We start from the raw sequence: 20,104 nt of genomic DNA, 5'->3' as shown, positions 1-20,104 counted from the left end.
AAGTAGTATTCTGGGGGTGAGTAAAAAGTTTATAATGATTATTTTACAATTGAACCATGTAAATCAAAATCATCCGCTCGATTAATTAGAACGTTAGCGTATCTGCCTACCGTGACATAGCTATCTGCCTTCTCAATTAATACCTCATTATCAACTTCTGGTGAATCAAATTCTGTTCTGCCTACAAAATAATCACCCTCAACTCTATCAATCAAAACCTTATAAGTTTTGCCTATTTTTTGTTGATTGATATCATAAGAAATCCCCTGTTGAATTTCCATTATTTCTTCTATTCTACTCTCTTTAATATCAGCTGGCACATCATCAATTAAGCTATGAGCATGCGTATTTTCCTCGTGTGAGTAAGTAAAACAACCTAATCGATCGAATTTACTTTCAGCAACCCATTCTTTCATTTCCTCAAAATCTTGTTGAGTTTCTCCCGGATATCCACAAATAAGGGTAGTTCTTAAAGCTATATTTGGAACTCTATCTCGAATCTCACTTACCAGATCAAGTGTTTTCTGTTTGGTAATACCTCTTCGCATTGATTTGAGCATATTATCAGAAATATGCTGTAATGGCATATCCAAATAATTACAAATATTGCTTCTTTCATTCATGGCATCTAAAATGTCCATTGGAAAACCTGAAGGATAAGCATATTGCAAACGTATCCATTCAATTCCTTCTACATCAGATAGATTACGCAATAGATCTGCCAAATTCCTTTTACCATAGATATCTAATCCATAGTAAGTTAAATCTTGGGCAATTAAAATAAGCTCTTTGGTGCCATTCTTTGCCAGAAACTTCGCTTCCTTTACTAAGGCGTCTATTGGTTTTGATACATGTTTACCACGCATCAGTGGAATTGCACAAAAGGAGCAAGGCCTATTGCAGCCTTCCGCAATTTTAAAGTATGAAAAGTGAGATGGAGTAGTTAATAAACGTTCTCCAATTAACTCATATTTATAGTCAGCCCCTACCGATTTTAATAGATTCTCTAAGTCATTGGTTCCAAAATAATTGTCAACATTTGGAATCTCTTTTTCTAATTCAGGCTTATATCGTTCAGAAAGACATCCGGTAACAATTACCTTCTTTAACTTTCCTTCATCTTTTAATGCACTATATTCTAAGATCGTATCAATAGACTCTTGCTTTGCATTATCAATAAATCCACAGGTATTAATTATTACAATATCATCCTCCTGCACATTCTCTGACTCATGCACAACCTCCATCTTATTGCCTTTTAGTTGTCCCATTAATACTTCACTATCGTGAATGTTTTTAGAGCAACCTAAGGTAACCACATTTATTCTTGGTTTTCTTTGGATGTGGGTTTCCGCTATCTTCGTTTTCATTCTATTTGAATAGAGAGTTTACAAACTCATTTTTATTAAATAACTGTAAGTCATTTATTTTTTCTCCAACACCAATATATTTTACTGGTATTTTAAATTGATCAGAAATGCCAATCACTACTCCTCCTTTTGCAGTACCATCTAATTTAGTAAGTGCTAAAGCATTTACGTCTGTAGCTTCTGTAAACTGTTTGCATTGTTCAATAGCATTTTGTCCGGTAGATGCATCCAGAACCAAAAGTATTTCATGTGGAGCGTCCGGTATGACCTTTTTCATTACATTTTTGATCTTCGTTAACTCATTCATTAACGCAATCTTATTATGTAATCGCCCGGCTGTATCAATAATTACAACATCTTCGCCGTTAGAAACCGCAGATTGTAAAGTGTCATAAGCTACAGAAGCAGGGTCGGAACCCATAGGCTGAGCTACTACACGAACTCCTACGCGCTCTCCCCATACTTTTATTTGATCAACCGCTGCAGCTCTAAAAGTATCGGCAGCACCTAGAACAACTTTGTTGCCACTTTCCTTTAACTTATGGGCAAGCTTTCCAATAGTAGTTGTTTTCCCTACTCCATTAACACCAACCACCATAATTACATAGGGTTTGTGTTTACCATATTCAAAATTAGCAAAGTCATCACTGTTGTTTTCTGCTAATAAAGCTTGGATCTCATCCCGAAGTATTTGATTTAACTCAGAAGTATTGACATATTTATCACGTTCTACCCGAGCCTCTATTCTTTCGATAATTTTAAGTGTTGTAGTAACACCGACATCAGAGGTGACTAATATCTCTTCTAACTCATCGAGAACAGCATCGTCAACCGTTGACTTTCCAACTACTGCCTTTGATATTTTTGCAAAAAAACCTTCTTTGGTTTTTTCTAACCCCTTATCAAGGGCTTCTTGCATTTGTATGGTAGGTTTTTCCTTCTTTTTAAAAAAATCAAATAATGCCATAATTATATAGAATTAATAAAGATAAGGATTTTACGCAGGTATAAAATAGAAAAGCCCTTCCAAATTTATCGGAACGGCTTTTATAAAAATTTTAATAATATTATTATTCAGAAGGAGTTGAAGCCACTAGGTCTTTTGCAACCTCTACTGCTGCTTTAATTTGATCATTGTGTGCTATAAGCTCTTTGAAAGAGTAAGCACCTGTCTTTGGTGACCGAGCAGCTGTAATAACCTTTGTGTAATCTTTACCTTTTCCTGATTTCAGGGATGCGATTGATTTCTTTGCCATTTCTTTAAGCCTTTATGCGCCAAGCGCGTAAAAAGATATTATTTAATTTCTTTATGAAGAGTAACTTTACGAAGCACCGGATTAAATTTCTTCAATTCTAAACGCTCTGTAGTGTTCTTCTTGTTCTTAGTAGTGATATAACGAGACATTCCCGGTTGACCACTCTCTTTGTGTTCAGTACATTCTAATATTACTTGAACTCTGTTACCTTTTTTAGCCATTATTGTATTTCTTAGATTCGTTCTCTATTATAATTGAACGATATATTTTATTATATAGATATTCTGAAAGAGCATTTGATTTAGTGAATACTAAATAAAGCCTTTTTTTACGAATTTATCAATAACTGCTGAAATACCCAGTTTATTGATGGTTTTGATTGCCGAAGTAGATACCTTTAAGGTAATCCAACGGTTTTCTTCCGGAATAAAGAACCTTTTTGTTTGAAGGTTCGGGTAAAATCTACGAATGGTTTTAACGTTTGAGTTAGAAACCCTGTTCCCCTTTAATGCTGTTTTACCTGTTAAATCACAAACTCTTGACATGACTAATGCTATTTCGTTCTATTAATTCTCAATTATTTAAGAGTGTGCAAATATCGAAATTTATTTTGATTATGCAATTATATTTTCTTTCTATTTTTAAGGATATCTCCTATTTCAATAGAGAAGAGAGTAAATAATGCTAATTAAACCTCAAAAGAATTGATGCTTCTCTGCTTTTCAGTATCTTTATGCTGAATTCCAGAAATTCAAAAATACCTAAAATTATAAATATTCTAAGAAATTATTTTACATATGGAACTGCAGATCAAAGATTTTGAGGATTATGAGAAGACTTATCGTTATAGTGTAGAACACCCGGAAGAATTCTGGGCAGGAATTGCTGATACCTTCTTCTGGAGAAAGAAATGGACCAATGTTTTAAATTGGAATTTTAAAGAGCCTAATATAAAATGGTTTGAAAACGGCAAGTTAAATATAACAGAAAATTGTCTCGATCGCCATATCTACACAAATGGAGATAAGCCAGCAATCATCTGGGAGCCAAATGATCCAACTGAAAGTGCACGTGTGTTAAGCTATAAGCAGCTGTTAGAAAAAGTTGAACAGTTTGCGAACGTCTTAAAAAACAATGGAGTTCGTAAAGGCGACCGTGTGTGTATTTATTTGCCAATGGTTCCTGAACTAGCCATCGCTGTTTTGTCATGTGCGCGTGTAGGCGCTATTCATTCAGTAGTTTTTGGAGGCTTCTCTGCACAGTCCATTGCAGACAGGATTAACGATGCTGAATGTTCATTGGTAATTACTGCCGATGGTAACTATAGAGGAACAAAAGTTGTTGAATTGAAGAGCATTGTAGATGATGCCTTGGTTCAATGCAAAACCATTAATAAAGTTATCGTTTTGACCCGCGCAAGAATAGGAGTTTCTATGATTAAAGGTCGGGATGTTTGGTGGGAAGATGAAATCCATAAAGTAGAGAGCCAGGGTAATCCGGCTTATCCGGCTGAAGAGATGGATGCAGAAGACCCATTATTTGTACTATATACATCCGGCTCTACAGGCAAACCAAAAGGAGTAGTTCACACTACAGCAGGATACATGGTGTATACAGGTTACACTTTCAGTAATGTGTTTCAATATAAATCAGATGAGGTGTTTTTCTGTACAGCAGATATCGGTTGGATAACCGGACACTCATACATCGTTTATGGCCCATTATCTCAAGGAGCTACTTCCTTGATGTTTGAGGGCATACCTACATGGCCTGATGCTGGCAGATTATGGGATGTTGTAGCAAAACATAAAGTAAATATCCTATATACTGCACCAACTGCTATTCGTTCTTTAATGGCTGCCGGAGATCAATATATTGATGATAAAGATTTGAGTACCATTACTAAATTAGGTTCCGTTGGTGAACCCATTAATGAAGAAGCCTGGCATTGGTATAATGAGAAGGTAGGAAAAGGAAAAGCACCGATTGTAGATACCTGGTGGCAAACCGAAAATGGAGGCATATTGATATCTGCTATCGCGGGTATTACTCCAACTAAACCTGGTTATGCAATGTTGCCTTTACCCGGAGTACAGCCTGTATTGATGGATGAGAATGGAAAGATTTTAGAAGGAAATGGTGTTAGTGGTAACTTATGTATAAAATTCCCGTGGCCGGGTATGCTTCGCACTACCTGGGGCGATCATGAACGCTGTCGTTTAACTTATTTTTCTACTTATGAAGATATGTATTTTACAGGCGACGGTTGTTTGAGGGATGAGGAAGGATATTACCGGATTACAGGTAGGGTAGATGATGTATTAAATGTTTCCGGACATAGAATTGGCACTGCCGAGTTAGAAAATGCCATCAATATGCACAGTGATGTTGTTGAGTCAGCAATTGTAGGCTATCCGCATCCTGTTAAAGGACAAGGGATATATGCCTTTGTGATTGTGGAAGATCACCAGAAAGATTTAGAATTAACTCGTAAAGATATTAATGCAACAGTTGTTCGTCTTATTGGAGCCATAGCAAGACCAGATAAAATACAGTTTGTAAGAGATTTACCTAAAACACGTTCTGGGAAAATCATGCGTAGAATTTTACGGAAAATCGTTGAAGGAGATTTTGCAAACGTAGGTGACACCACTACCTTATTGGATCCAAGCGTTGTGGAAGAAATCAAAGAAGGAGCCGATAAAATGAAAGCCTAAATTATATTTTCTGAAACAATTTTAAAAAGCTCATGTTGTCTTTATAAAGTAGAATATTAATTTATTGTAAAAGAGAAAAGATGGCAGATTTAAAATTAAAAGGAGCTTGGAATCAAATTAAAGGAAAAGTAAAGCAATCATACGCTGATTTAACAGAGGATGATTTGTTATATGAAGAAGGGAAAGAAGATGAATTAATAGGTCGCTTACAAAATAAGATCGGAAAAAGCCGGGATGAAGTTGTAAAGTGGTTGAATGATTTATAGTTAATATCCCTGATTTTGAGAAAAGCGTCGTGACTTATTAGTCATGACGCTTTTCTTTTGTTATTTTCGCGTATGACTTTAAAAAAACCAACCATATTGATCGTTAATGACGATGGAATTACTGCTCCGGGTATCAAAGTTTTAATCGAGGAAATGCAGAAAATAGGAGATGTTACAGTGGTCGCTCCCGATAGTCCACAGTCAGGTATGGGTCATGCGATAACAATTGGCAAGCCATTAAGAATCGATGAAGTCCATCTTTATCCAAACGTTAAAATGTATAAGTGTTCCGGCACTCCAGTAGACTGTGTTAAACTTGCTGTTAATAGAATATTTAAAGGCAAGCTACCCGATATTTGCGTGTCAGGAATTAACCACGGCCTAAACAATTCCATTAATATACTTTATTCAGGAACCATGTCTGCAGCTGTAGAAGGTGCAATTGAGGGAATACCTTCAATTGGTTTCTCTTACGATGATTTTGCTCACGATGCTGATTTTGGGCAGTGTCGTCCTTTTGTTGGTGCTATAACTCGTGAGGTATTAAAGAATGGATTACAAAAAGGCACCTTGCTAAATGTTAATTTTCCAAATGTAGATCAGATAAAAGGTGTAAAGATATGTCGGCAGGCTAATGCAAAATGGGCAGAAGAGTTTGAACAAAGAACAGACCCATATAACAGACATTATTATTGGTTAACAGGAGTATTTAAATCAGACGACCAAGGTGAAGATACCGATGTTTGGGCACTTAAAAATGGTTTTGCTTCCATTGTTCCTGTTCAGTTTGATATGACAGCACATCATGCTATCCCCGAGTTGAATTCATGGGCTTTTGAAGTAGGTAAAGCCAAATCTGACCATGAAAAACACTTAGAACACGATGATCAAACTTTTGAGTCAAACCCCGGATTAGGATAATATATTTTGAAAATAAATAATTTCATTATAGGGTCGGTTATAGGTGCAGTTGTTCCTATGATAGTCTATTTGTTGATTCAATTCAACAGCGGAAATTTCATTAACAATAAGCCATTTGCATTATATGGCCTTGCGGTGTTATTAAACTTATTGATTATGCGCTACTTTTTTCATTTTGAATTAACACGTAGCGCACAAGGCGTTATCTTTATAACCTTTGTTATAACCATGGCTCTTTTATTTTCAGGGAGTTTTAAAATAGATATGTAATGATATGAAATACTATCTAATTGCCGGCGAAACCTCAGGCGATTTACACGGTGCTAACTTAATAAGAGCACTGAAAAGTGTAGATCCCCAAGCTCATTTCCGCTTTATAGGTGGAGATGCGATGGAGAGAGAAAGTGGAGAAAAGGCCGTTATCCATAGTTCTGCTATGTCTTTTATGGGCTTCATAGAAGTACTTGCTAATCTTTTTACAATTTTAGGTAACTTAAAAAAGGTTAAGAAAGATCTGCTTGCTAATCGTCCCGATGCAATAATATTAATCGACTTCCCCGGCTTCAATCTTAAGATAGCCGACTTTGCCAAAAAGAATAATATTAAAACCTTTTACTACATATCACCCAAAGTGTGGGCATGGAATCAGAAACGGGTTTTAAAGATCAAACATATTGTTGATCATTTATTCTGTATACTTCCTTTTGAAGTAGATTTCTATAAAGAATGGGGAATGGAAGTCGATTATGTCGGTAATCCACTGCTTGATGCAATTGGCCGCTATTCACTTAATCCCGATTTCCGTAATCAGGCCCAATTAAATGAAAAGCCTATCATTGCATTATTGCCAGGAAGCAGGAAAATGGAAATTACTAAATTACTGCCTTTAATGGCAAACCTTCCTAAATCCTTTCCAGCCTATCAATTTGTGGTTGCTGGTGCTCCTGGTTTCTCTGATTCTTTTTATCAAAGCTTCTTTCATCAGCAACAGATCCCCGTTGTTTTTAATCAAACATACGACCTGTTGAATAATGCTAAAGCAGCTATTGTTGCCAGTGGAACTGCTACCTTAGAAACAGCACTTTTTCATGTACCACAAATAGTGGTGTATAAAGCAAATATCCTTTCAATATGGATTGCCAAATTGGTAATCAAGGTTAAATACATTTCTTTGGTAAACCTTATCATGCACGTTCCGGTAGTACGAGAATTAATACAAGCCGACTATAATGAAGATATGGTAAAAGAAGAGCTTAATCGAATTTTATATGACGATGCTTATCGGAGCAATATGTTGCAAAACTATAAGGCTTTAGATCATAAGATGGGTGAAATAGGTGCGTCAGAACGAACTGCTAAGTTAATTCAGCACTATTTAAAAGCTTAGAATATTAAAATAAGGGCTTTAGTGGAAGTCATCAAAGTCACTTCGCTTATAAGCACCCGGTGAAGCATGATCGCCGGCTTCAAATATAAAATTAACAGCTTTAATGGAATCGAGAGATGTAAATGCAAAGGTGGCTTCAGCCATATATGCATTTGCACCGGCTGTTCCAATGTTTTGTGTTAGATAAGAAGCATCTTCAATATAGACATCCAATGTATCATTTCTTCTATCTCCTAAACGAAGGTCTATTTCAGGATATTTATTTTTAAGCGCATTTGCAAGCGTCTCCCCATTGAGAGACGTCGTTTCAGTTTCAGGGTTTTCAACTATTGAAAACCGGCCGGTTTCTTCATTATAATTGACTTCGTAAGGTAACTGTGCGCTTACATTTTCCACCTCTTCGTTGCTTTGTGTGCTTAGCGTGTCTGCAACCTCATTATTTTCACTACTATCTGTCATACATCCATTCAGTAAAATTAATGTACTCAGTACTAGCAGAAAAAATTTGATTCTTAATCTATTCATACAATCATATTTTTATGGCGTACTATGTGCAACAGGAATTATCTTACCATTAAAGAACTTATGTCCTGTTAATGCAAAGTGCGCAATGTACTTACCCATTTCAAAGGCAGCTACAGGAGATTGAAAATCAGGAAAAGCCTTTTCAAGCATCTCTGTCTGTGCTGAACCTAAAGCTAAACAATTAACGCTGATCTTTTGTTCTGTGAATTCTGCTGCCAGACACTCTGTTAAAACATGTAAAGCTCCTTTGCTTGCAGAATAAGCGCTTAATCCGTGGAATTTTGCACTTCCCTGGTAGCCTCCCATACTTCCGATGTTTACAATATGCGAGTTTTCATTCATTAAAGGCACAAGATGTTGAATCATTTTTACATGTCCAAGTAAATTACTTTGCAGCATTTCGGCAAAATCAATCTGATTCAACTCCATAAAAGGCTTATTAATTAACGCTCCTGCATTGTTAATCAATATATCAACCGTTCCTAGTCTTTCTTTAACGAAGGGCACCAAGCCACTTTCATAATCATCATGTACAATATCAAATTGAGCAGAATAAAGAGTACAGTCAGGATTTAGGCCTTTGGCAATATCAAAAAGTGTTTTTAATTTCTTCGCTGTTCTTGCTAAGGCAATGACTTTATTATTAGGATTTAATATCAATTCTAAAACAGCTTCAAAACCAACGCCGCTACTCGCTCCGGTAATTACAATATTCATAATATTTGGTCTTAATTAAATAAAGTTACGAATTTGAAAACTATAACTAATCCTCTTCTTTTTCTTCTATATCGTTTTCTTTTGGTAACTCTTTCTCCCCCAGGGCTTCAGGTCTGAAAATATAATAAGTGCCAAGGGAAGACATCAATGCTGCTATAAAATAGTAAAGTAAGCTTATTAGTACAGCTAAATGAGGATCCAGATTAAAGATTTCAGCTCCATATAAAAATACAACCTCCCTTGCTCCAAGCCCTCCAACAGTAAAGGGGAAAATTGCTACCAACGATGAAACTAAGAACATAAAAAGATAGGGAGAGAACTTACCGTCAAAATGAAGTGCATAAAGCAAGCAGATAGCACTTATCAGCTGTAATGATTGCACACATAAAGCTTTAAAATGAGTAAGGTATAATGATTCGCTGTAGTCAGCGAAAAACTTCTTTAAAACAATAAAATAGATAATCGTACCTCCAAGAACAGCCGTTATAGGCATCCATGTCGGAATCTCGAGTTGCGGTATAAAAATAATCAGAGCAGCTGTTATCAAGCAAAGTGCCCATAAACCACTTAAACGATCGAAGAAAATGGCCATTAATAAACGTCTGCCCTTTATATGGAATTTGCGGCGTAAAAAAAATATTTTGTAGCCATCACCACCTATTCCTCCTGGTAAGAATAAATTATAGAACATACCCAGCAGGTAGAGCTTAAAATTATATTTCTCAGAAATATGTAAGCCAATCCCTCTAAAGATGCCATTTAAACGCGTTGAAGTAATGATCTGAGAAATAAAGAAAACAAGAAAAGCCAGAATAAAAAAGATAGGATCAGATTCGGTCAATGCTTCTTTCAAATCCTTAATAGAAACTTTACTAAACACCAGATAAAGTGAAACAAGTGTAAAGCTAATTTTAAGAAAGAGCTTGGTTAGCCCCCATAATTTCTGTTTCGTCATTTAATAATGGCTGAATAGATAATTGTGCCAAAGGTAAACAAAGCTAAATAATTTGAAAGGGTTTGATATTATAAATAGAATTGGTACTGCTTCGTGGTATGGTTTTTGGTAATTTAATTTGTAAACTTGTAATATTAACATCCTTGATATGAAACGAACCCTTCAATTTTTCTGCTTGATAAGCATGATTGCATTATTAGGAGCTTGTACTGCTCGCCAGGTCAATAGTACTCCTACTGCTTCTTCTTGGCGCAATGGCGTTAAGGGACAATGGACATTAAACTCTGTTGAAAAAGAAAACTTCCCAGCTGGAGCATCTGTAAAGACCATTTTTGATGAAGCTCCCATTGATTGTTTTATTGGAAGCACATGGAATTTAACCGGAAGTGGAAAGGGATCCATCACATTCAGTCAATCAGGTAGCTCATGCTCTCCTGGTGCAGTTCGTGATATATTCTGGTCTATTAACCAGGATCCTGGAACTACCAGTTTTCAATTCCAATTTAAGAAAATTATGCCGGGCGATCGAGCAAAAGATGTCACCGCAGGATATAGTTTAGATTTAGTGAGCGCAAATAACAACGGTTTAGTGCTTAGTATGCCATTAAACGTTAACGGAACTACCAGTTACTTGGTTTTTCATTTAAGTAAAAACCAGTAATAGTTGATATTCTGTATAAATAATCGCAACATAAAATGCAGAAAAGCCTTCGATTATACGAAGGCTTTTCTTTTTATTGCAAAATAATTTATTGAACAATAGCCGATTAAGCTATTTAATAAAAAAATCTTTCTTAATATTTTTGAAATATAGAATTCTACTCTATATTTGCAATCCCAAACGGGGAGATTAGCTCAGTTGGTTCAGAGCATCTGCCTTACAAGCAGAGGGTCACTGGTTCGAATCCAGTATCTCCCACCAAGTGGTATGTAAACCCAATGAAGCCCTGTAAATAATTTATTTACAGGGCTTTGTTTTTTATACAGATTTTCTAAAATCATAAGCTTTCATTATAGTATAGAAAGTTAACCCCACATTAAAGTCAACGTCAGAAACAAAATTATCTGGGAAAACCATAACTTGCCATAACAAAAGAAACAAAAGTTATGGAAACAAAATTTGAAGCAGGAATTAATATAGCAATAAAAATACCCAAAAGTAAATACGAAAAGACAGTTGCTTTTTACAAGGATATTTTGAAGTTGAAAGTTGAAGAAAAACCTATTGACAACCCAACCGTTTCCAGAACACATGAAGTCAAATTTGGCAACAATATTATCTGGCTGGATTGTGTAGACAACTATACGCATTCAGAAACCTGGTTACAGCTTACAGTTCCTGACGTAGAAGAAGCGACAAATTATTTACAATCAAACGGTGTGGAAACTTGTGACGAAATTGAAGAACTTCCAGAAAATATGCATTGGATTCAAGATCCGGCAGGAACGGTATTCAACCTACAAAAGAGATAATAAATTAATTTACTCTAAATCTAATTGTCTGATAACTCTCGAGATAAGACAAAGTATATTTATTTGCAATATTTTCTAAAAACACTAAAAATTTATTGCTTATCAATAATTATATATTATATTCGCATCATAATTTAAATCATTATGAAAAGGATTTCAATAATATTTCTTCAGGCAGTCGTCGTGCTTATCGACATTGTGGCACTTGCCATTTTGATTCGGTTTCCCTTAACCGAGGGAAGAGCTGCGAACTTAGACTTGTTCAGCATTTACTTTGACCCGTTCATCTTGTATGGATACGCAGCATCAATCGCTTTTTTTGTCGCATTATACAACGCGTTCAAATTACTTAGGTACATAGGACAAAATAAAGTATTCTCATCAAACTCTGTTAAGACTTTAAAAAGTATAAAGTATTGTGCATTCATACTAAGCATTTTAATTGTGTTAGCAGGACTATACATAAGATTATTTCACAGTAAAGAAGACGACCCTGCAGGTTTTCTTGCTATTTGTATCGTAACTACTTTTGTTTCTATTGTAGTTGCAACTGCCGCAGCAATATTTGAAAAACTCTTACAAAATGCTATAGATATGAAATCTGAAAATGACTTAACAATTTAAACTATGCCAATTATTGTAAACTTAGACGTGATGATGGCAAAGCGAAAAATTTCACTGAATGAACTTTCTGAAAGAGTTAATTTGACGTTATCTAATCTTTCTATCTTAAAGACAGGGAAGGCAAAAGCAATTCGTTTTAGCACCTTAGAGGCAATTTGTAAAGCGTTAGACTGCCAACCAGGTGACATTTTGGAGTATGTAAATGAGGAAAAAGAATAACGAATCGCTAACAAGTTTTGCGTCAGGAGACTCACTGGTTCGAATCCTGTATCTGCCAATCAATACCCGCTTTGCCTTCCTTCTCTAAAATTTCATTTACTTTCCGGAAATGATCATTACCAAAGAAACCGCTATTTGCTGAGAATGGAGAAGGATGTGCAGATACTAAAACATGATGTTTTGACTGATCTATCAGGCTGGCTTTTGCCTGAGCGTATCTTCCCCATAGCAGGAATATAATTCCTGTTCTTTTTTCTGATAAAACTTGGATTACTTGATCGGTAAATTGTTCCCACCCCTTGTTCTGATGCGAACCCGCTTTGCCTGCTTCCACGGTTAATGTTGCATTAAGCAACAAAACACCCTGATCAGCCCATGGACTTAGATCTCCATTAGAAGGGTACTTAAAGTCCTTAAATTCATGCTGAAGTTCTTTGAAGATATTCTGCAGGGAAGGAGGCAATGCCACTCCTTTTTGTACTGAAAAGGAGAGACCATGTGCCTGTTTATAGCCATGATAGGGGTCTTGTCCAATAATAACAACTTTTACCTGATGGAATGGTGTATGTTCAAAGGCATTGAATATCAGTTTTCCATGAGGATATATTGTTTTCCCCTGCAACTTCTCATTTTGAAGAAAGGCACGCAGGTTTTTCATATAATCCTTCTCGAATTCATCCTTCAAAACTTCCTTCCAGCTTTCTTCGATTTGAACAGACATAAGGTAATATTAGTTAAACTTTGAATCTCTAATTATTTAAAGCTATTAAATTATATTTGTATATTGATTGCTCCAATTAACCTAATTATATGAATATTTTAGATAGGAGAGATTTTCTAACCAGACTCTCACTTACTACTGCTGCACTCTATCTTCCAAATTATGGATTCTCATCCTTAGTAAAGCAGGAAGGATTTATTGATGTAGAGATTACCCATGGCAGGATTAGAGGTGCCAGAAATGAAGGAGTTAATGTGTTTAAAGGAATTCCTTATGCAGGACGAACTTCTGGCGACAGACGTTTTCGTAGCCCGGCACCCTTAGAGCATTGGACAGGTATTCGTGAAACATTGCAGTTGGGAGCACCAGCCATTCAGCCGCCCCGGCAGAATGAACCTGACCCTTCCGAAGACTGTCTTTTTTTAAATGTTTGGACTCCGGCCAATGATAATAAGAAGCGTCCGGTAATGTTCTACAGCCATGGAGGAGGTTATGTTGGTGGTTCCGGATATTCGAGAAGTCAGGATGGATCTAATCTGGCTCGTAATTTTGATGTCGTTGTAGTAGAAACAAACCATCGTTTAGGTTTGCTGGGTTTTCTATACCTGGATGAAATTGCAGGATCTGAATATCAAGGATCTGGTAACAGGGGCATGTTAGATATTGTGGAGGGGTTAAAGTGGGTAAATGCGAACATTTCGCAGTTTGGTGGAGATCCTGATAACGTTATGATTTTTGGTGAATCTGGGGGAGGAGGTAAAACATCCTGTTTATATGCAATGCCCGATGCTGCTCCTTACTTTAATAAGGCATCTATTGAAAGCGGACCTGGCGTTCGCATGACATCAAAAGAAAATGCAGCTGAAACTACAGCTATGCTTTTGAAAGAGTTAAACATTTCAGCTAAAGACTGGAGAAAACTACTCGCAGTGCCTGCACTTGATTTATTGAGCATTCAGGCTAAGTTTCCTACAGTACCGCCTTTCATTGAAAAAAATAATAATAACCGTAGAATAGGCTTTGGCCCGGTGGTCGATGGAGAAGCGCTTCCATACCATCCATTCGATCCAACAGCATCAGCAATATCAAAAAATAAACCTTTATTGGTTGGATGGAATGAGGATGAATATACTTTCTTCGCCTGGCAGCAAAAAGACACTGAAACATTTAAGCTTGATTTCGATGGCATACAAAAGAAACTTGAACCACGGTTTGGAGCGGATACTAAAAAAATCATTGATACATACCGTAAATCCCGGCCAAACGCATCCGCACCCGATATTTTTGTAGCAATTTCATCCATCACGATGATGGGCTTAGGCTCAATTGAGATTGCTGAAAAGAAAAGTGAGCAGAACGGCGCTCCTGTTTATTTATATAATTTCGGCTATAAATCAGAGATGAAGGTTCCCGGCACTGATTATCAAATGGGCACCCCTCATGCAATGGATATTTCCTTTAAATTTAATAATGAAGTTCCACCACGAGACGGTTCGCAACCTGTTGCAAGTTTCTTTGGAGGTGGTAGGCCGGAAAGATTTGCTGCTTCTCATAATTTTGCAGAACTGTGGACTACCTTCGCTCGAACAGGTAAGCCCGCTGCCAAAAATGCTCCGGAATGGTCTGCCTATAATCTTCAAACCCGACCAATGATGAGGATAGACACCAAATGTGAAGTAATTAATAACAGGTACAGCGAAGAACTTGCCATGTGGAGATCTGTCGGGAAATTATAAAAGATTGATCATCAAATATTAATTAATTAATAACGCTATAAAAGCCCTGTAAATAATTTACAGGGCTTATTTTTTGTGTCAAATTTTAAAATCTAATGTTAATACTCTGTTGAAGTTCACTTAATACTCGAATGCCATCTTTGCACTCGAAAATTAGGAATACATGAACAAAAATTACATTATCAAATTAATCCTCCTGTTATTATTTGTTAGCACTACAGTTTCTGCTCAGAACAGAGTGTCTGGTTTAGTAACATCAAATGGCGAAACCTTGCCAGGAGTTTCTGTTGTGGAGAAAGGAGTCTCCAATTCAACTGTGACAGACGCTAATGGAAACTTTTCTATTACTGTTAAAGAGAACGCCGTTTTACTCTTTTCATTCATTGGTATGGAAACAATGGAAGTTCCTGTAACAGGAAATGCTCCGTTGAACGTTGAAATGAAGGAATCAACAAATGCGCTCGAAGATGTAGTTGTGATTGGGTATGGAACACAAAAGAAAGTAAATTTATCCGGAGCTGTTGATCAGGTTAGCGGTGCTGTTCTTGAAAACCGCCCTATAGCTAACGTATCTCAAGGTTTACAAGGTTTGGTTCCAAATTTAAATGTCCGGTTTAATTCAGGAGCACCTGGAGAAGCTGCAGACATTAATATTCGAGGAATAACATCTATAAATGGCGGCGGACCATTAATTATGGTCGATGGAGTTCCTGTTAGTTCAGCAGAATTGAACCGGATCTCACCGCAAGATATTGCTTCTATTTCCGTAATTAAAGATGCTTCTGCAGCAGCAATCTATGGTGCAAGAGCTTCTTTTGGTGTTATTTTGATTACCACCAAAGTAGGAACTAAAGGTGGGATAAATGTTAATTATAGTAATAACTTCACATGGAATAAGCCTACAGTTATTCCAAATAAAATAACAGATCCTTATATTTTCTCTCGTTTATTGGAGCTGTCTACTGATAATACACCTTGGGATAATGTGAACTATGATGATCAGTTCTATAAATATGCAAAAGAACGCTCTGATGATCCTTCCATTCCCGGTGTGAGAATTAATCCTACCAATCCGGAATCATGGGAATATATGGGCGGTAGAGATTGGACAAAATATTTTCTGTCTGATTTGAGCTTTACGCAAAACCACGACCTCTCTATTTCTGGAGTTAGTGATAACCAAAAGATCAATTATTATTTAAGTACCGGATACAATAGACAAAACTCACCTGTGAGACTTGCAGATGATTATTTTGATCGTTATTCAATCCGTTCTAAAGTAAACTATAAGGTTAAAGACTGGCTTAAAGTAGGGAATAATACAGTGATTAGTAATACACTTAGAAATCAGCCTACAAATTTGAGCATGTTTAATATATTCAATGCTTTCCCTACCTCGTTTGATAAGAATCCAGATGGAAGCTGGGCAAACTCAGAAGTAGGAAGAAGTGCTGCGGCAATGGTTGATGGTGGAAAAACTACTGATAAGCAATTTGATTTTCAGTCTACATTTAATGCAGAGGTAAGTTTCTGGGATAATGCTTTCAAGATAAATGGAGATTATACTTTTCAACGTAATTCAGGAAATTATAACTGGTATCAAACAAAATATTTGATAGGTTACGGACCAGATGATATTCGCGAACAAGGAGAGAATTCAGCTTACCGTAGGGCAGGATTTACCTATTCTAATCTTTATAATATTTACGGAACACTGAGTAAAACGTTGAATCAACATGCGTTGACTGCGATCTTAGGTTTTAATCAGGAAGATTACCGATATGAAGAGTTTCATGTGGAGAAACAAGGTTTAATCTCTGCTTCCTTTCCTACCATTGGTTTAGCCACAGGTACTACCTTAGGAAATGAAAAGATTGACACCTATGCATTAAGAGGCGCATTCTATCGGTTAAACTATATATATGATGATAAATACATTGTTGAATTCAATGGCCGCTATGATGGATCTTCTCGCTTCCCTAAAGATAAACGGTTTGGTTTCTTCCCTTCCGGATCTGTAGCATGGAGATTAGACCGAGAATCGTTTATGGAGTCAACAAGCGATTACATAAGTGCATTTAAATTAAGAGCGTCTTATGGAGAATTGGGTAATCAGAATGTGTCAAATTATGGATATCTGCCTTCAATGGGAATCGATCAATCCTCTTATTTGATAAATGGTGAAGTGCCCTATGCAATTAGCACACCAGGTCTGGTTTCTCCCAACTATACCTGGGAAAAGGTAAATACCTTAAACTTTGGTGTTGATCTGGCCTTTTTAGAGAATAAGATAAACGTTTCGTTTGATAAGTATACCAGAAATACTTTGGGCATGCTTACACTTGGCAGAGATCTTCCAAATGTACTAGGAGCTGATGAACCCAATGAAAATGCAGCTGATTTAAGAACACAAGGATGGGAGTTGAGTGTTGGATATAACAATCGTTTCGATGTCAGAGGAAGCCAATTCGGATTTGATGCTAAATTCGTACTTTCAGATTCGCGTTCAAAAATCACCCGTTTTGACAATCCCAACAAAAGCATATTACAATATTATGAAGGAATGGAACTTGGAGAAATCTGGGGACTGGAAAGTGATGGGCTATTCCAAAACGCAGCAGAGATAGAAGCGCTTGATCAAACTTCAATCATTCCATGGGGTGCGCTTTCAATTGTACCCGGATGGCCTAAATACAAAGATCAAGATGACAATGGTATAATTGAGAAAGGGTATATTTTAGGTGAAACCAAGGATCTGAAAATTATTGGTAACTCAATGCCACGGTTCCAATTTGGATTAGATCTGGGAATGGACTGGAAAGGTTTTGATTTGAGAATGTTCTTACAAGGAACAGGAAAAAGAGATTACTATCCACTAGATTATCTTTACTGGGGTCACTACCAACAACCTTATGGAAGTACTTACGGGCATTTAATGGATTTCTATCGTCCGGGTGATGATAGCGATGCACAACGTGCCAAGCATTCACAGGCCTATTTAAATGCAGGTTTAGCTAATCAGAATTTAAATTCTACCTATCCAATCTTACAGTCATGGTTAGCAGATGTGAATCTGGGAACCAGGATAGATGAATCACAAGGATTGGCTATTCCTCAAACAGCCTATATGCAAAGTGCTGCCTACTTAAGAATGAAGAACCTAACGTTTGGATATACCATTCCAGGTGTATTAAGCCAAAAGGCAGGTTTAGATAAGGTAAGAATATACTTCAGCGGAGAGAATTTATTTGAATTCTCCAGCATTAAGAAATATTACGATCCTGAAGGAGTCAATCAGAATATATATACCGATCCAACGAAGAGTCCGGAAAGATCAGGAAACGGTATGAATTATCCTTTCCAAAGAAGTTATTCAGTTGGCCTACAGGTAACATTTTAAAAAAATACAACGATGAAATTCAATAAGCACTATATCATATTCACACTATTTGCATCCTTACTCGCTTTTTCTTGTAACGATAGTTATTTAGATGCCCTTCCGGAAACACAGATCTCCAAAGAGAATTTCTTTAGAACTGAAGAAGATTTAAATTTATATATCCTAAACCTATACAACTATTCTTCATCCGGAATTTACGAGGCCGATGCTACTACCGATAATGCATCAACAACAGGTAATAATGAGATCAAGAATATGATGAACTCTACACCATCATCCACTACAATAACGGGTGGATGGGATTGGGAGCAGTTAAGAAAAGTTAATTTCTTTTTAGAAAACTTCAAAAATGCGGATTTGCCAGAAGCAACTTTAAATCATTATGAAGGATTAGCCCGTTATTTCAGAGCTAGATTTTATGTTGCGAAAGTAAATCGATACTCAGATGTGCCCTGGATTGATGTGGTTATTACAACTGATAATGAAGAATTATTGATGGCTCCTCGAGATAAAAGGGAATTAGTGGTTGAGAAGATATTGGAAGATTTTGAATTCGCTTCACAAAATGTTAGAGAAACAAGTTCGTCTGGCTCACTTAATCAATGGGTTGTAAAAACAGAATTTGCCAGATTCGCTTTACATGAAGGAACCTTTAGAAGATATCATGAAGAGTTAGGGCTGCAATCAACCGCAACTACTTTCTTAGAAAAGGCCGCGCAGTTATCGCAAGGAATAATAGATAGCAAGAATTTTTCAATCTATTCAACCGGAAAGCCATTGGAAGACTATGGAACACTTTTCTTTAGTCAAAACCTTGATAATAATAAAGAAGTGATCATGGCCAGAAATTATGAAAATGAGGTGCTTAATGGATCCAACTGGCCAGGTATGTTTGGTAACTATGAATACTATCCATTAAAAGATTTAGTACAGGCTTATTTAATGAACGATGGAACTTTCTATACTGCCCAGGCTAACTATCAAACCAAGAGTTTTGTTGATGAGTTTAAAAACCGCGATCCTCGGATATATCAAAGTTATGCTTATCCGGGTTGGAACCTGATCTACACAAGCACCTACACGCAAGGTGGAGGGATTTACGTACAACAACTGGCAAAGAACTTTTCAGGTTATCATCAAATCAAAGGTTTTTTAAATACTTTAGACATAGCCGCTCAATATGGCACCGATGTTCCTCTTTATCGATATGCTGAAGTATTATTAATATTGGCAGAGGCTAAAGCCGAACTTGGAACATTGACTCAAGATGATTTAGATAAAACAATCAATATCCTTAGAGACAGAGCCGGAATGCCTCATATGAGCTTGAACCAGGCTACTGATCCAATTCAAGCTGCGAAATATCCAAATGTAAACGGTGCACAAAAGAATTTAATCTTAGAAATAAGAAGAGAAAGACGTGTTGAATTGGCATTTGAAGGCTTTAGGTTTAACGATTTAATGCGATGGAAAGCTGGAAAATTATTGGAAAAGAATCCAGAAGGAATTTATTTTAGTGGACTAGGTAAGCATGATCTGACAGGTGATGGCATTGCAGATATTATTTTATTGCCTGCTTCAGAAACAATTCCGGAAGCAAAAGAAACGAATGAATTAGGTGTAGCATTGCGTTATTACAGAGTGGGTACTTTTGGCCAGGACGTTTCCGTATTCCTGAAAAATGGAAATCAAGGAACTGTTCAGGTAATTGAAGATACAGGGTCATTTATAGAACCAAAATACTATTACCGACCTATTCCTCAGTCTGAAACATTTTTAAATCCTAACTTAAATCAAATTTTCGACTGGAATTAACT

At 36.6% G+C, this 20,104-nt stretch carries 20 protein-coding genes and 1 tRNA gene; 12 read left to right on the top strand and 9 right to left on the bottom strand.

The window, feature by feature from the left end:
• Positions 1–38: 38 nt before the first annotated feature.
• From rimO to rpmB, 5 genes are all read right to left on the bottom strand, one after another.
• Complete coding sequence (rimO, locus tag C8N28_RS05630; protein WP_132222342.1) at positions 39–1,370, bottom strand: 30S ribosomal protein S12 methylthiotransferase RimO; 1,332 nt, start codon at positions 1,368–1,370, stop codon at positions 39–41.
• Between the two features lies 1 nt (position 1,371).
• Positions 1,372–2,337: a signal recognition particle-docking protein FtsY gene (gene ftsY, locus C8N28_RS05625; protein WP_132222340.1), complete on the bottom strand. Its 966-nt coding sequence runs from the start codon at positions 2,335–2,337 to the stop codon at positions 1,372–1,374.
• A 103-nt stretch (positions 2,338–2,440) separates the two neighbouring features.
• Positions 2,441–2,626, bottom strand: coding sequence for a DUF4295 domain-containing protein (locus C8N28_RS05620; RefSeq protein ID WP_132222338.1), 186 nt, complete (start codon positions 2,624–2,626; stop codon positions 2,441–2,443).
• A gap of 38 nt (positions 2,627–2,664) precedes the next feature.
• Entirely contained in the window at positions 2,665–2,847 is a 183-nt protein-coding gene (gene rpmG, locus C8N28_RS05615) for a 50S ribosomal protein L33 (protein ID WP_132222336.1), read from the bottom strand.
• A gap of 90 nt (positions 2,848–2,937) precedes the next feature.
• Positions 2,938–3,171, bottom strand: a complete 234-nt coding sequence (gene rpmB / locus C8N28_RS05610) for a 50S ribosomal protein L28 (RefSeq protein WP_132222334.1) — start codon at positions 3,169–3,171, stop codon at positions 2,938–2,940.
• A 252-nt stretch (positions 3,172–3,423) separates the two neighbouring features.
• On the opposite strand from rpmB, the gene acs reads away from it, so the two are divergent.
• The 4 genes from acs (at position 3,424) to lpxB (ending at position 7,917) form a co-directional block, all read left to right on the top strand.
• On the top strand, positions 3,424–5,343 hold the full coding sequence (gene acs, locus C8N28_RS05605; RefSeq protein WP_132222332.1) for an acetate--CoA ligase: 1,920 nt from the start codon (positions 3,424–3,426) through the stop codon (positions 5,341–5,343).
• An 80-nt stretch (positions 5,344–5,423) separates the two neighbouring features.
• Positions 5,424–5,609 (top strand): CsbD family protein, encoded by a 186-nt coding sequence (locus C8N28_RS05600; protein WP_132222330.1) that lies wholly within the window; start codon positions 5,424–5,426, stop codon positions 5,607–5,609.
• Between the two features lie 72 nt (positions 5,610–5,681).
• Positions 5,682–6,530 carry a 5'/3'-nucleotidase SurE gene (gene surE, locus C8N28_RS05595; RefSeq protein ID WP_132222328.1) on the top strand — a complete coding sequence of 283 codons (849 nt, stop codon included), beginning with the start codon at positions 5,682–5,684 and terminating at the stop codon, positions 6,528–6,530.
• A 274-nt stretch (positions 6,531–6,804) separates the two neighbouring features.
• Positions 6,805–7,917, top strand: coding sequence for a lipid-A-disaccharide synthase (lpxB, locus tag C8N28_RS05590; RefSeq protein WP_132222326.1), 1,113 nt, complete (start codon positions 6,805–6,807; stop codon positions 7,915–7,917).
• An 18-nt stretch (positions 7,918–7,935) separates the two neighbouring features.
• Here the strand turns inward: lpxB and C8N28_RS05585 are convergent, their stop codons facing one another.
• From C8N28_RS05585 to C8N28_RS05575, 3 genes are read right to left on the bottom strand one after another with little or no spacing between them, the layout of a single operon-like run.
• The gene (locus tag C8N28_RS05585) at positions 7,936–8,442 is read right to left on the bottom strand and encodes a hypothetical protein (protein ID WP_132222324.1); all 507 of its coding nucleotides are present in this window, start codon (positions 8,440–8,442) and stop codon (positions 7,936–7,938) included.
• Between the two features lie 12 nt (positions 8,443–8,454).
• Positions 8,455–9,159: an SDR family oxidoreductase gene (locus C8N28_RS05580; RefSeq protein WP_185140124.1), complete on the bottom strand. Its 705-nt coding sequence runs from the start codon at positions 9,157–9,159 to the stop codon at positions 8,455–8,457.
• 46 nt (positions 9,160–9,205) lie between these two features.
• Positions 9,206–10,114: a lysylphosphatidylglycerol synthase transmembrane domain-containing protein gene (locus C8N28_RS05575; protein WP_132222320.1), complete on the bottom strand. Its 909-nt coding sequence runs from the start codon at positions 10,112–10,114 to the stop codon at positions 9,206–9,208.
• 148 nt (positions 10,115–10,262) lie between these two features.
• On the opposite strand from C8N28_RS05575, the gene C8N28_RS05570 reads away from it, so the two are divergent.
• From C8N28_RS05570 to C8N28_RS05550, 5 genes are all read left to right on the top strand, one after another.
• Positions 10,263–10,775 carry a hypothetical protein gene (locus C8N28_RS05570; RefSeq protein ID WP_132222318.1) on the top strand — a complete coding sequence of 171 codons (513 nt, stop codon included), beginning with the start codon at positions 10,263–10,265 and terminating at the stop codon, positions 10,773–10,775.
• Positions 10,776–10,958: 183 nt separating this feature from the next.
• A tRNA-Val gene (locus C8N28_RS05565) sits at positions 10,959–11,036 on the top strand.
• A gap of 185 nt (positions 11,037–11,221) precedes the next feature.
• On the top strand, positions 11,222–11,587 hold the full coding sequence (locus tag C8N28_RS05560; protein ID WP_132222316.1) for a VOC family protein: 366 nt from the start codon (positions 11,222–11,224) through the stop codon (positions 11,585–11,587).
• A gap of 144 nt (positions 11,588–11,731) precedes the next feature.
• On the top strand, positions 11,732–12,211 hold the full coding sequence (locus tag C8N28_RS05555; RefSeq protein WP_132222314.1) for a DUF2975 domain-containing protein: 480 nt from the start codon (positions 11,732–11,734) through the stop codon (positions 12,209–12,211).
• 3 nt (positions 12,212–12,214) lie between these two features.
• Positions 12,215–12,430, top strand: a complete 216-nt coding sequence (locus C8N28_RS05550; protein ID WP_132222312.1) for a helix-turn-helix domain-containing protein — start codon at positions 12,215–12,217, stop codon at positions 12,428–12,430.
• Between the two features lie 31 nt (positions 12,431–12,461).
• Here C8N28_RS05550 and ung read toward each other — a convergent pair whose 3' ends face one another.
• Complete coding sequence (gene ung, locus C8N28_RS05545) at positions 12,462–13,151, bottom strand: uracil-DNA glycosylase (protein WP_132222310.1); 690 nt, start codon at positions 13,149–13,151, stop codon at positions 12,462–12,464.
• A gap of 89 nt (positions 13,152–13,240) precedes the next feature.
• Here ung and C8N28_RS05540 point away from each other — a divergent pair, with 89 nt between their 5' ends.
• The 3 genes from C8N28_RS05540 to C8N28_RS05530 all read left to right on the top strand — a co-directional run bounded on the left by C8N28_RS05540 (position 13,241) and on the right by C8N28_RS05530 (position 20,102).
• Positions 13,241–14,887: a carboxylesterase/lipase family protein gene (locus C8N28_RS05540; protein ID WP_132222308.1), complete on the top strand. Its 1,647-nt coding sequence runs from the start codon at positions 13,241–13,243 to the stop codon at positions 14,885–14,887.
• Between the two features lie 163 nt (positions 14,888–15,050).
• Entirely contained in the window at positions 15,051–18,287 is a 3,237-nt protein-coding gene (locus C8N28_RS05535; RefSeq protein ID WP_132222306.1) for a SusC/RagA family TonB-linked outer membrane protein, read from the top strand.
• A gap of 12 nt (positions 18,288–18,299) precedes the next feature.
• Positions 18,300–20,102 carry a RagB/SusD family nutrient uptake outer membrane protein gene (locus C8N28_RS05530; RefSeq protein WP_132222304.1) on the top strand — a complete coding sequence of 601 codons (1,803 nt, stop codon included), beginning with the start codon at positions 18,300–18,302 and terminating at the stop codon, positions 20,100–20,102.
• Positions 20,103–20,104 lie beyond the last annotated feature (2 nt).

The organism is Albibacterium bauzanense, from assembly GCF_004339765.1.
Classification (GTDB): Bacteria; Bacteroidota; Bacteroidia; order Sphingobacteriales; family Sphingobacteriaceae; genus Albibacterium; species Albibacterium bauzanense.
This window is presented reverse-complemented; position numbering and strand designations above follow the sequence as displayed.